Origin of the sequence: Thiocapsa imhoffii (assembly GCF_016583985.1) — a bacterium.
In the GTDB taxonomy this organism is placed as follows: domain Bacteria; phylum Pseudomonadota; class Gammaproteobacteria; order Chromatiales; family Chromatiaceae; genus Thiocapsa; species Thiocapsa imhoffii.
This window is the reverse complement of record NZ_NRSD01000038.1, coordinates 1-11,707: the sequence shown is the minus strand read 5'-3', so window position 1 is coordinate 11,707 and position 11,707 is coordinate 1. Positions and strand designations below refer to the sequence as shown.

Genomic DNA, 11,707 nt, shown 5'->3' with positions numbered 1-11,707 from the left:
CATAGGGGTTATCCGGCTCGCGCGCCAGCCACTCCGGAAGGACATCGCGCAGCGCAACGCGCAGCAGCGGCGCATCGGCCCGGTTCGCCCAGCTCGGACACCCCGGCACATCCTGCTCGCGCAGAAAGACCCCGACACCCACCACCTCGCGCTCGGGATGCTGCTCGCCGTACAGGCCGATCTTGGACAGGAGATTGTACCAAGCCTTCCCGAGGGCTTGACCCTGGAATTCGACCACATAGACCGGCCCGGCGTGCCCTTCGGGCTCGAAAATTCCGTCCAGGCGTCGCTCCAGACCCTTGATGGTCAGCGAACAGAAACGGTAGTCGCCTTCCAAGCGATGCCCACCGGTGAGCACCCGGAACGCCTCGGGGCCGGCGGAGAGAAACAGGTAAACGGGATGGTCGGTTTTCAACGTTATCGGTCTTCAAAATAAGGGGACAGCGAGAAAAGGGGCCAGGGTCAAACTACTGTCAGATCGGCATCAGACCCGCGAGCCCGAGCGCTGGAGGAGCCATAGGAACGTGCGGGACGAGTTTCAAACTTCAAACCCAGACCATTGATCAGTCATGTCTTTTGGCCAGTAGCCGCTCGATGGCTTGCAGGTAAGCCGCCATCTCCTCTCGCTTGCCGACCGAGATGACCAGCACGACCAGCACATCGTCCTCAACGGCGTAGACGAGCCGGTACCCCATCTTGCGCAGTTTGATCTTGTCGCAGTGGCGTAGCTCGGCGTGACGTTCAGAACCCGGAACGCGTGGTTGCTCTAGCTGTTTCTTGAGGGCCTTGCGCAGCAAGGTCTTGACGCTTCCATCCAGCGCCTGCCATTCCTCAAGCGCCTCGGGTAAGAACTGAAGTCGGTACGTCACAACGTCGTCAGATCTGGTCGACCTCGACATCGATGGCCGTGTGTCTGCGAGCCAGACGATCCCGGGCAATCTCCACCAGGTCGTGATCTGCCAGTTCTTCAACGAGTAAGCGGAACAACTTGGGTGTCACCATGTAGAAGGCGGGGCGGTTGTGGTTGAGTACCGCCACCGGCTTATCCCCAGCCGTGCGCAGCACTTGCGCCGGGTTTTTCTTGAACTCGGACATACTGATGGTTTGGTCAGCGTAGATCGTATCCATCGTTGCCACTCGAATAAGCTACAAAATGAGCTCTGATTTTAGTGTCGATGGGATTTGAGCGCAACGAAGATTGGACTCTGGTGACGACGCTCCGGCTTCGTCGCCCGCGAGACGAAGCTCCGCTTCACGATTCGGCCGTCCGTGCCAACGCCTCATCAAGCGGAGCTTCATCGCCTGGGTCACGCAGCCGGAGCTGCGCGACCAGAAAACAGAAGTTGCCCGCGGCCCGTAGGAGCCCGCTTGCGGGCGATCCCCCCCACGCCCGGGCGGGTATCTGCGGCGGGTAGGAGCCCGCTTGCGGGCGATTCCCCTACAGCAGATCACCGGCGGGACCGACGCACTCTTTGGATTCTGGTGACGACGCTCCGGCTTCGTCACCCGCGAGACGAAGCTCCGCTTCACGAATCAGCCGTCCGTGCCGACGCCTCAAGAAGCAGAGCGTCATCGCTTGGGTCACGCAGCCGGAGCTGCGTGACCAGAAAAGATACCGTCCATAGGGCCTGTCCTGACTCTGGTGACGAAGCTCCGGCTTCGTCACCCGCGAGACGAAGCTCCGCTTCACGAATCGGCCGTCCGTGCCAACGCCTTATGAAGCAGAGCGTCATCGCCTGGGTCACGCAGCCGGAGCTGCGTGACCAGAGCAATCACAGGGGCGATCTTGTGTCAGCTGGAATCAGGCGTCACGACTCTGAACGCCGGTCGGGTCGCCCGCAAGCGGGGCTCCTACAGCGCAGGTGCCCGCAGCCCGTAGGAGCCCGCTTGCGGGCGATTCCCCACGCCCGGGCGGGTGCCTGCGGCGCGTAGGAGCCCGCTTGCGGGCGATCCCCCCTACAGCAGATCCCATCGGCACCGGCGGCCCCTTTAGCCGGACTCGGGACCGATCAGGTCTTCCAGGTTCGCGGCATCGAAGATTCCGTCAAGCCAACCGTCCAACTGTGCAACCGTCGCCGCGTCGATGCGCTGCTCGGCCCAGGGGGGAACAGGACCGTAACGGCGCGTGAGGAGACGTTTGAGGCTGTCCGCCTTGCCTTCGATCTTGCCTTCAATCTTGCCTTCGATCTTGCCTTCGGCAAGGATCGATTGATAGGCCTTCGTTTCTTGAATCGGGGTCAGCAAATTCAACATCGCCCATACCTCCTTCGCGGTCAGCCCGCAAAATCGCTCGAAAAACCAGAATTCCAGGACCTGGGACAAAATGCCGCGCACCTCGGGGTCGAGCGGTGCCTCCTGCACGGTGCGCCAGTAGCCAGCGGCTTGCGTGCGCAACACCTCGTCATCGTCGATCAGCAGCGGCGCGAAGACGGCCACGTAGGGGTTGTCTGGATCGCGCGCTAGCCAGTCCGGCAACACGCGACGCAAGACGACGTTCAGCAGCGGCGCCTCCACATGATTCGCCCAGCTTGGAAAGGCCGGGACATCCTGTTCGCGCAGGAAGATGGCGATGCCGATGACATCGCTGCGCGGGTGCTCCTCGCCGTACAACCCGATCTTGGTCAGCAGATTGTACCAAGCCTTCTCCGAGGACTGACCTTGGAATTCGACCACATAGACCGGCCCGGCGTGCCCCTCGGGCTCGAAAATTCCGTCCAAGCGTCGCTCGATGCCTTTGATCGTCAGCGAGCAGAAGCGGTAGGCGCCGTCGAGCTCCCGCCCGCCGGTCAGCACGCGAAAGGCCTCCGCGCCGGCGGAGAGAAACAGGTAGACGGGATGGTCGGTTTTCACTGGATGATATTCCTCAATGCATCGACGACGGCCAGCGAAGCAGAGCGTCATCGTCTGGGTCACGCCGCCGGAGCGGTGTGACCAGAGCAAGCACAGGGGCGACCTTGGGTCAGCTGGAGTCAGGCGTCACGACTCTGAACGCCGGTCGGGTCGCCCGCAAGCGGGGCTCCTACAGCGCGGGTGCCTGCGGCGGGTAGGAGCCCGCTTGCGGGCGATTCCCCACTCAATAAACGATGGCCTAGCGCATATAGTCCCACGGTGAGTGGAGAAAAAAATACGCCAAGAAGAGGGACTGGCAGCTGCATTGATGTGGTATTGAGCAAGCCCGCCCAACTGTCTATCAAAGGGAATTTTCTATACTGCTTCAACTGCGCCCACATCTCCCGCCAGGCGATGCTGCCGAGAATGAATCGTCCGTTGTCGCGCCAGATCTGCCCGCCCAAGACTGTCGCCGCGACGGCCTAACCACCGATACTGGGGGCAATCAGAGCACCGCCGGTCGGGTGTCCGGTAAAACCCGCACCCAAATTATTGGAGGAGCAGAAGTCATCGGCTTTCAGTTATCTACCACTGACATTTTGTGCCCAATGTCATTGGCTCCCGCGTTTTTCCGTGTGGGTCCGTGGCCATCGTTCATTGTCTGGCGCAGACGATTTTGTCCTGCTCAATGGCGCTCAGGTACGGCCCCATGGGCAGGCTCATCACCTGACGCGCGATCTGCGCGGCGACCGGTGTGCAGTCCGGACAACAGAGGTGGGCATAGGCCGGCTGCTCATTGAGCGGGATCGGATAATGCACGGCGGTCGGGATGCCGGCGTCCTTGAGCCTGGCCTGTAATGCCTCGCGGTCCTCGACTAGAAGGGTGTATTGGGCGAAGACGCTGGTGCGGTCTTCCTTGGGCCATGGAAGAGGATGAGCCACGGATTTACACGGATGTTTTCTTCGTTTTCTTGTATCCGTGGGTATCCGTGGCGAATAATTCTTCATAGCGACGGGCAATGGCTTGCCGTTGGGCGATTTCTTGGTCAAAGCGGTCGAGCTTGGCCAACACCACAGCACATTGCAGCGTATCCATCCGCCCGCCCACACCAACGCGCGTATGCACATACCGCTTGTTCTGCCCATGAACGCGAATCTCCCGACAGGCTTGGGCCAAGGCGTCGTCATCGGTGAAGAATGCGGTGCCGCCGGCCTCCACACCTGCTCTTCGCGCGAAGGCGTTTTCGGGCAACAAGCGGCGAAGAGATGTGTTGACGGGCGCAATCATTGGCTGATCAAGGTGCCAGGAGACTGAAAGTAAGCCGCGAACGCACCGTCCAGACTGATCAATCGCGCTTGCCGCTCCATCGCCGTGGCGATGATCAGGCGATCAGCGGGGTCGCGATGATGTTCGGGAAGGCCGGCGGCGCGAACGGCGATCGGCCGATCGATCGGTAGACAGATGACATCCGAACCCGCCAGCGCTTGGTCGAGCCAGTCGTTTAGGGTCAACTTAAGCTCTAAACGACCGCGCCGGACGAGCCAGGCGACTTCCCAGCACGTGATCGCGCTAACGGCCAGTTGATCGGCCTTCTCGATCGTCTCCACCAGACCCGGCGACAGTGGGTTGGCGCTGGGATCAACCCAGCGCACCCAGATATGCGTATCGAGCAAGATCACTGCAAAACGCTCCAAGCCTCTTCGGGCTCGGCAGGGGCGAGCAGATCGTCATGCATGACAACCGAACCGGCGAGCTTGGGGGAAGGCTTGCGAAGAGGCTTGTCGGCTAGTGGCGACGCTGATTGAGCATCGAGCGGATCTTCTTCCATCAGTACCAAAACGCGCAGTCTTATTCCGTCGGGTATGTGGCCGGGGAGTCGAACCGTGTGATGTTGAGCAACGGTTTCAAATTCGATGGCGCGCATGGTCAATGGCCTCCTGGAGATGCGATTCTGCTGGCGATCCGGTGGCGTGCCTCATGCTCACGCAGGGCTTAGCAGCTCGACCTCATGGTATAACATCGTTGCGATCCGCGTCTGCTCGGCTTCCGTCAGATCAGCATGCATGGGCAGGCTCATGACTTGACGGGCGATGTTCCGAGCCACTGGTGTGCAGTCGGGACAACAGAGGTGGGCATAGGCCGGCTGCTCATTGAGCGGGATCGGATAATGCACGGCGGTCGGGATGCCGGCGTCCTTGAGCTTGGCCTGCAATGCCTCGCGGTCCTCGACCAGGAGGGTGTATTGGGCGAAGACGCTGGTGCGGTCTTCCTTGGGCCATGGAAGAGGATGAGCCACGGATGAACACGGATGTTTTCTTCGTTTTCTTGTATCCGTGTCCATCCGTGGGTATCCGTGGCGAATAATTCTTCATAGCGACGGGCAATGGCTTGCCGTTGGGCGATTTCTTCGTCAAAGCGGTCGAGCTTGGCCAACACCACGGCGCATTGCAGCGTATCCATCCGTCCGCCCACACCAACGCGCGTATGCACATACCGCTTGTTCTGCCCATGAACGCGAATCTCCCGACAGGCTTGGGCCAAGGCGTCGTCATCGGTGAAGATCGCCCCGCCGTCTCCATAGCACCCCAAGGGCTTGCTCGGGAAAAAGCTGGTGCAGCCGATGGTACTCAGGTGACAGCTCTTCTGCCCCCGGTACTCGGCACCAAAGCTCTGCGCGGCGTCTTCGATGACCGGGATATTGCCGTGGCGCGCGGCGATGGCGTTGATGGCATCCATGTCCGCCGGTTGGCCGTACAGGCTCACGGGCATGATGGCCTTGGTACGATCCGTGATCTTCGCCTCGACCAGGGTCGCGTCGATGTTGCAGGTGTCGGGCTCGATGTCGACAAAGACCGGCCGAGCACCAAGCAGGACGATGACCTCGACGGTTGCGACAAAGGTAAAGGGCGAGGTGATGACCTCATCGCCCGGTCCAATGTCGAGCGCCATCAGGCTGATCAGCAGGGCCTCGGTACCGCTGGCGACGGTGATGCAGTGCTTGGCGCCGGTGTAAGTTTGGAGACGCGATTCCAGCTCGCGCACCTCGGGGCCGAGGATGTATTGGCCGTGGTGGAGAACGCGGTGTAGATGCTGCTCGAGTTGCGGGCGGATGACGTCTTGCTGGGTTTTGAGGTCGACGAAGTCCAGGCTGTCTGACGGTCGGGATTGCCTGAGCCAGTGGGTGGCCTCATCGGGTCTGAGTTGGACGAGCGCGCTGCCGGCGGTGGCAAAACGCGTGTCGTTGGTGACGATGGCGGTTGGCCCATGCAGGACACTCGCCGCCGCGATGAGCTGGGCATCTTCGAGGTCGGTATGGGCGAGCAAGGCGATATCTTGCTGGAACCCGAAGGCGCTCAGCGGACGCAGTTGTTGCAAGAGCTTGATGAGTAATTGCTTGACGGTCTGCTTGGCTTCGGTTGGGTCGACACCCTCTTGCTTGAACTGACGATGGGCGAGGTACTCGAGCACATGAAGGCTGGGGCTGGCGATCCAGCCGAGGGCCGTCCCCGCGCGCTGACAGTCGAGCAGCGAGGCGATCTGCAACAAACGCGCTTCTGGCTGACGCTCGAGCCACACATCTAGAATAACGTTGACATCGAAAACCAGATTTTTCACAGACCGTACTTCCCTGCGATAGCGTCTGACAGGGCCTCCTTGTCATCCGCGGTGCTGGCGGGAGCGCGCGCTTTTGAGAGAGGACCGAGGATGTCGCGAATCTCGCCCAGCAGGCGCTTGCCGTCAGCATCGCTCGCCGATTCGGTCGTCACGTCGGCTGCCGGGGTTGGTAGGCCGGGAGTTGGGGCGTCGATGATCTCTTGGTCGGGGATCTCTACACGCACGCGAAACCGCTGATGCTTGAGCGTGATCGAACTCTGAAATTCGAGTCGGCCTTGGTCGTAGATGGCTTCGATGTGCATGTTCGGGCTCTGTTTTTTTTGCCACGGATGCTCACGGATGGACACGGATTATCGCGTGGTTTTATCCGTGTTGATCTGTGTTGATCCGTGGCGATAGATGGCTTCGATGTGCATGTTCGGGCTCTGTTTTTTTTGCCATGGATGCTCACGGATGGACACGGATTATTTTGGGTGTTCGGGTGTTACAGGACGAAGCGTTTGATTTGTAGGCTTGGTTTTCCGAAATTCACGAGCAGGCCAACTTTGAGCCGAGTGGCGCGTAAGTAGTTCATGATCTGCGCTTCGTGCTCGCTGGTGAGGCATCGGATCGCTTTCAGTTCCAACAGGACTCGGCCCTCGACCACGAGATCCGCAATATACTCGCCAACGATTTGGCCTTTGTATTGTACGTGGATCGGACACTGCGTCCGGACAGCGAGTCCGGCCGCGCTCAACTCGATGGCGAGAGCGTTTTCGTAGACACGCTCAAGAAACCCTGGTCCCAGTTCGTTTGCAACCGTAAAGATACCAGCACGGATCCGATAGGTAAGATCCTCCTCGATCAATTTCCCTGCTTTGGGTTGCTTTCCTTCCTCGTCCATCTGCATCCCTCCGTGGCCAGGCTCATCCCTGATCCGTGTTCATCCGTGGCAAAACTCATCCCGTCTTCGTGGCTAATACTCCAAAGGCAACGAGACGGTGCGGCCGTCGCGGGCCGAGAGGTAGGCGGCGATGAGCACCTCGAGGGACTTGAGACCTTCGCGACCGTCCATGTGTCCGCGGTTGGGTCAACGACGGCAGGGTGGGGTGGGCGGAGGTTGATGCGTTGTTTCAGTGGCTTTGAGCCAGGCAAGAGGGCTTGCCACGGATTTTGGACGCTGGTGACGACGCTCCAGCTTCGTCATCCGCGAGCAGACGCTCCGCTTCACGAATCTGTTAACCGTGCCGATGCCTCATGAAGCAGAGCTTCATCGCTTGGGTCACGCAGCCGGAGCGGCGTGACCAGAGCAAGCACAGGGGCGACCTTGGGTCAGCTGGAGTCAGGCGTCACGACTCTGAGCGCCGGTCGGGTCGCCCGCAAGCGGGGCTCCTACAGCGCAGGTGCCCGCGGCCCGTAGGAGCCCGCTTGCGGGCGATCCCCCACGCCTGGGCGGGTATCTGCGGCCCGTAGGAACCCGCTTGCGGGCGATCCCCCTACAGCAGATCACCGGCGGGACCGGCGCACTCTTTGGATTCTGGTGACGACGCTCCGGCTTCGTCACCCGCGAGCAGACGCTCCGCTTCACGCATCGGCCGTCCGTGCCAACGCCTCATGAAGCAGAGCTTCATCGCTTGGGTCACGCAGCCGGAGCTGCGCGACCAGAGCAATCACAGGGGCGATCTTGTGTCAGCTGGAGTCAGGCGTCACGACTCTGAACGTCGGTCGGGTCGCCCGCAAGCGGGACTCCTACAGCGCGGGTGCCTGCGGCGCGTAGGAGCCCGCTTGCGGGCGATACCCCCTATAGCAGATCCCATCGGCACCGGCGGCCCCTTCAGCCGGACTCGGGACCGATCAGGTCTTCCAGGTTCGCGGCATCGAAGATCCCGTCGAGCCAACCGTCCAGCTGTGCGACCGTGGCCGCGTCGATCCGCCGCTCGGCCCACGCCGGAACAGGGCCGAAACGGCGCGTCGATAGGCGCTTCAATGTACTGGCCTTGCCCTTGGCCTCACCCTTGGCCTCACCCTCGGCCTCGCCCTCGGCCTTACCCTCGGCAAAGATCGACTGATAGGCCCGCGTTTCCTGGATGGGAGTCAGCAGATTCAACATCAAGGCGTTCCGCAAGGCCGAGCTGGTCGAAGAGGGCGGGCTGGGTGTTGGGTGGGGAGGGCGATGCCGACGACGCGGGCGCCGAGCATGAGCAGCCATTCGCAAAGCCATGCGCCTTTGAAGCCGGTGTGGCCGGTGACCAGAACCGTTTTGTCTTGGTAGGAGGGGCGGAGGTCCATTTAGAGCGTTTTAAGTTTTAGGTGCTTTGAGAGATGTGGGTGCGGACTGCTTTTATGATCTCGTGTGCGTCTGCGATGTCTTGCTGGGCTTGCTCGGAGGTGACTGTCGATATTGGTTCGTAGTCTCCGAGTTGGCGGTCTTCGAATAGACGTGTGAGGATACGTGTGAGTGATGGTACGAAGATTCCGGTGCGAACGTAGTCTTTATTGAAACGTCCGATGAGTTGCGCATGGCTGGAGAAGGTGTTTCCGGCGGCGAGGTGCAGGGCACTGATTGCGTGGAATGCAGCATAGTAGGCGCGCGACGCAGCGTCGCCGTTCAGTCCGGAGTCGCGTAAGAGCTCAGCGGCTCTTAGCTTATCGTCAGCCGCTGTCAGCAGGGCTTCGCACTCGGGAGTCATAAGCGCACGGCTTCGCGAGCGATATTTCGAGCCAGCGGGAAGCCCTGGCTCTGGCGCCATTCGTCCTCGGTACGCAGGAGCGTCGCGACGAGCACGTCATGGTGATCGAGCAACTCGACCTGCACGTCCAGGATGTGCTCGCGCAGCTCGGGCGTCTTTTCGTCGACGAGGATTAAGATGTCGTAATCCGAACTCTCACGCGCATCACCCCGCGCCCTTGATCCGAATAGCCAGAGGCCGCGGAGTCGGGAGCCTAAGCCTTTCTTGAGCTGATCCGTCAAGGTCTGGAGGACGGGGTCATGCCTGGGCGTGGATGGCGCTGGTGATGTCATGATCGCGGTCAATGCTGTTCACTCCCAGGCATCGATGAAGACTTGATTCCGGTCGTTCCGTCTCACAGAGTGGCTCACTCCGCACCTAGGCTTTTTAGGATCTTTCTTGCCAAGGGTTCCAGCAAACGTCTGCCTAATTGTCGGCAAGAACACGACTTACCGCACCAGTCGTCGACTCTACCTGGAGTGCGCTGGCGACATCGGTCTTCGAGAATCCTCGCCCTTGAACAACAGGGGCTCTTGACGTTTCTTCGCCGGAGCATCGGAAAAACAATCACTGAAGTTCATCGCGGCTGAATGCCTCCCGTCATTTGATGCGCCTTCGTCTCCTGAATCGGGGTCTCCAGACTCCACCTCATTGCTGGTGCCGTGCAGGTATCAAAGCCTGTCGAACTCACGGTAGACCTCGCGCCGGTGGCCGAGCTTGACCACCACCACCAACAGTGTTTCGTCTTGGATCTGCGCGATGATGCGATAGTCCCCGACGCGAAACTTGCAGAGCTGGTGATGACCTTGCAGCATGCGCCCCAGCTCGCGCGGATCATCTCGACCGGTCAATCTATCCATGAAGTCCAACAGTCGCTTCTGCACCGGGCGATCCAGCTTCGCTAGCTGGCGCTGCGCGCGCGGCTTGAGGGATACCGTCCAGGGCATGTCAGAAACCGAGGTCGCGCTTCACTTGGTCCAGCGGTATCGGTGCCTCGCCGTCGTCGAGGGCCTCCAGGGCGTCGGCGAGGTCCTCCGCGTCTTCCAGGTAATGCTCCACCAGGGTGGCAATGACTTGTTCGGGAGTCTCGCCGCGGGCCTTGGCCAGTCCGGCAAGCGCCGTGGCGGCACGATCAGGGATGGGTACAGTGAGGTTCATGGTGTTGTTGCTCCAACGGCCGAGATAGCCATACCGATTCGCGAGTTAGGAAATAAGGGGGCAGATTTATTTTCGGTCATTGATTTGGTTCGCGCGCAGTCGAAATTTGGCGACGAAACAGGGAAGGCCGGGGTCTTGATATGTGACTCTTTTCGCACACGGGCTCGTTTCCGGCGTGCGCGGATTCCGGCGCCGCAACAGTAGATCCGCCAGCACCGGCTCACCCTTTAGCTGGACGCGGGACCGATCAGGTCTTCCACATTCGCGGCATCGAAGATCCCGTCAAGCCAACCGTCCAACTGCGCAACCGTCGCCGCGTCGATGCGCTGTTCGGCCCACGCCGGAACAGAACCGAAACGGCGCGTCGATAGGCGCTTCAATGCACTGGCCTTGCCCTTGGCCTCACCCTTGGCCTCGCCCTTGGCCTTACCCTCGGCCTCACCCTCGGCCTTACCCTCGGCAAAGATCGACTGATAGGCCCGCGTTTCCTGGATGGGAGTCAGCAGATTCAACATCGCCCAAATCTCCTTCGCGGAGAGTCCGCGAAATCGTCGACTCTGAACGCCGGTCGGGTCGCCCGCAAGCGGGGCTCCTACAGCGCGGGTGCCCGCAGCCCGTAGGAGCCCGCTTGCGGGCGATTCCCCACGCCCGGGCGGGTATCTGCGCCCCGTAGGAGCCCGCTTGCGGGCGATTCCCCACGCCCGGGCGGGTATCTGCGGCCTGTAGGAGCCCGCTTGCGGGCGATTCCCCCACGCCTGGGCGGGTATCTGCGGCCTGTAGGAGCCCGCTTGCGGGCGATTCCCCTACAGCAGATCAGCGGCGAGACCGACGCACTCTTTGGATTCTGGTGACGACGCTCCGGCTTCGTCACCCGCGAGCAGACGCTCCGCTTCACGAATCAGCCGCCCGTGCCAACGCCTCAAGAAGCAGAGCTTCATCGCCTGGGTCACGCAGCCGGAGCTGCGCGACCAGAAAACAGAGGTTGCCTGCGGCGCGTAGGAGCCAGCTTGCGGGCGATCCCCCCTACAGCAGATCCCATCGGCACCGGCGGTCCCTTTAGCCGGACGCGGGACCGATCAGGTCTTCCACATTCGCGGCATCGAAGATCCCGTCGAGCCAACCGTCCAGCTGTGCAACCGTGGCCGCGTCGATCCGCCGCTCGGCCCACGCCGGAACAGGGCCGAAACGGCGCGTCGATAGGCGCTTCAATGTACTGGCCTTGCCCTTGGCCTCACCCTTGGCCTCACCCTTGGCCTCGCCCTTGGCCTCACCCTCGGCAAAGATCGACTGATAGGCCCGCGTTTCCTGGATGGGAGTCAGCAGATTCAACATCGCCCAAATCTCCTTCGCGGTGAGTCCGCGAAATCGTTCGAAAAACCAATACTCCAAGACCTCT

At 61.1% G+C, this 11,707-nt stretch carries 20 protein-coding genes and 1 pseudogene; all 21 read right to left on the bottom strand.

What is annotated here, in order from left to right; translation table 11 throughout:
* On the bottom strand, positions 1-415 hold a 415-nt coding region (locus CKO25_RS19635; protein ID WP_200387303.1), incomplete at its 3' end, for a DUF2887 domain-containing protein.
* Between the two features lie 148 nt (positions 416-563).
* Positions 564-869 (bottom strand): type II toxin-antitoxin system RelE/ParE family toxin, encoded by a 306-nt coding sequence (locus tag CKO25_RS19630; RefSeq protein ID WP_200389648.1) that lies wholly within the window; start codon positions 867-869, stop codon positions 564-566.
* Between the two features lie 7 nt (positions 870-876).
* On the bottom strand, positions 877-1,128 hold the full coding sequence (locus tag CKO25_RS19625) for a type II toxin-antitoxin system prevent-host-death family antitoxin (RefSeq protein ID WP_200389647.1): 252 nt from the start codon (positions 1,126-1,128) through the stop codon (positions 877-879).
* 861 nt (positions 1,129-1,989) lie between these two features.
* Positions 1,990-2,850, bottom strand: coding sequence for a DUF2887 domain-containing protein (locus tag CKO25_RS19620; protein WP_200389646.1), 861 nt, complete (start codon positions 2,848-2,850; stop codon positions 1,990-1,992).
* A 633-nt stretch (positions 2,851-3,483) separates the two neighbouring features.
* On the bottom strand, positions 3,484-3,771 hold the full coding sequence (locus CKO25_RS21725; protein WP_338115189.1) for a DegT/DnrJ/EryC1/StrS family aminotransferase: 288 nt from the start codon (positions 3,769-3,771) through the stop codon (positions 3,484-3,486).
* A 4-nt stretch (positions 3,772-3,775) separates the two neighbouring features.
* Entirely contained in the window at positions 3,776-4,117 is a 342-nt protein-coding gene (locus CKO25_RS21720; RefSeq protein WP_276569064.1) for a DegT/DnrJ/EryC1/StrS family aminotransferase, read from the bottom strand.
* Entirely contained in the window at positions 4,114-4,524 is a 411-nt protein-coding gene (locus CKO25_RS19610) for a type II toxin-antitoxin system VapC family toxin (protein WP_207162395.1), read from the bottom strand. Before CKO25_RS19610 ends, CKO25_RS21720 begins: the two co-directional genes overlap by 4 nt.
* Positions 4,506-4,754 carry a hypothetical protein gene (locus tag CKO25_RS19605; protein WP_200389645.1) on the bottom strand — a complete coding sequence of 83 codons (249 nt, stop codon included), beginning with the start codon at positions 4,752-4,754 and terminating at the stop codon, positions 4,506-4,508. Before CKO25_RS19605 ends, CKO25_RS19610 begins: the two co-directional genes overlap by 19 nt.
* 57 nt (positions 4,755-4,811) lie before the next feature.
* The gene (locus CKO25_RS21715) at positions 4,812-5,171 is read right to left on the bottom strand and encodes a DegT/DnrJ/EryC1/StrS family aminotransferase (protein WP_276569063.1); all 360 of its coding nucleotides are present in this window, start codon (positions 5,169-5,171) and stop codon (positions 4,812-4,814) included.
* Between the two features lie 47 nt (positions 5,172-5,218).
* Positions 5,219-5,872, bottom strand: a pseudogene (locus CKO25_RS22035) (DegT/DnrJ/EryC1/StrS family aminotransferase); the annotation flags it as partial.
* Positions 5,873-6,441: 569 nt separating this feature from the next.
* Positions 6,442-6,792: a hypothetical protein gene (locus tag CKO25_RS19595; protein WP_200389644.1), complete on the bottom strand. Its 351-nt coding sequence runs from the start codon at positions 6,790-6,792 to the stop codon at positions 6,442-6,444.
* A 137-nt stretch (positions 6,793-6,929) separates the two neighbouring features.
* Complete coding sequence (locus CKO25_RS19590; RefSeq protein WP_200389643.1) at positions 6,930-7,334, bottom strand: GxxExxY protein; 405 nt, start codon at positions 7,332-7,334, stop codon at positions 6,930-6,932.
* 924 nt (positions 7,335-8,258) lie between these two features.
* Positions 8,259-8,534 carry a DUF4351 domain-containing protein gene (locus CKO25_RS19585; RefSeq protein WP_338115188.1) on the bottom strand — a complete coding sequence of 92 codons (276 nt, stop codon included), beginning with the start codon at positions 8,532-8,534 and terminating at the stop codon, positions 8,259-8,261.
* A complete protein-coding gene (locus tag CKO25_RS21870; RefSeq protein WP_338115187.1) occupies positions 8,534-8,713 on the bottom strand; it encodes an NAD-dependent epimerase/dehydratase family protein in 180 nt (59 codons plus the stop codon). The genes CKO25_RS19585 and CKO25_RS21870 overlap by 1 nt, the downstream gene beginning before the upstream one ends.
* A 17-nt stretch (positions 8,714-8,730) precedes the next feature.
* Positions 8,731-9,114 carry a HEPN domain-containing protein gene (locus CKO25_RS19580; protein WP_200389642.1) on the bottom strand — a complete coding sequence of 128 codons (384 nt, stop codon included), beginning with the start codon at positions 9,112-9,114 and terminating at the stop codon, positions 8,731-8,733.
* On the bottom strand, positions 9,111-9,446 hold the full coding sequence (locus CKO25_RS19575) for a nucleotidyltransferase domain-containing protein (protein WP_200389641.1): 336 nt from the start codon (positions 9,444-9,446) through the stop codon (positions 9,111-9,113). Before CKO25_RS19575 ends, CKO25_RS19580 begins: the two co-directional genes overlap by 4 nt.
* 378 nt (positions 9,447-9,824) lie before the next feature.
* Positions 9,825-10,100 carry a type II toxin-antitoxin system RelE family toxin gene (locus tag CKO25_RS19570; RefSeq protein WP_200389640.1) on the bottom strand — a complete coding sequence of 92 codons (276 nt, stop codon included), beginning with the start codon at positions 10,098-10,100 and terminating at the stop codon, positions 9,825-9,827.
* A gap of 1 nt (position 10,101) precedes the next feature.
* Entirely contained in the window at positions 10,102-10,311 is a 210-nt protein-coding gene (locus tag CKO25_RS19565; protein ID WP_200389639.1) for a YlcI/YnfO family protein, read from the bottom strand.
* 227 nt (positions 10,312-10,538) lie between these two features.
* A complete protein-coding gene (locus tag CKO25_RS19560) occupies positions 10,539-10,826 on the bottom strand; it encodes a DUF4351 domain-containing protein (protein ID WP_338115186.1) in 288 nt (95 codons plus the stop codon).
* Between the two features lie 288 nt (positions 10,827-11,114).
* Complete coding sequence (locus tag CKO25_RS21705; protein WP_276569062.1) at positions 11,115-11,249, bottom strand: hypothetical protein; 135 nt, start codon at positions 11,247-11,249, stop codon at positions 11,115-11,117.
* Positions 11,250-11,367: 118 nt separating this feature from the next.
* Positions 11,368-11,707, bottom strand: a 340-nt coding sequence (locus CKO25_RS19555) for a DUF4351 domain-containing protein (RefSeq protein ID WP_338115185.1), incomplete at its 5' end; no start/stop codon positions are given.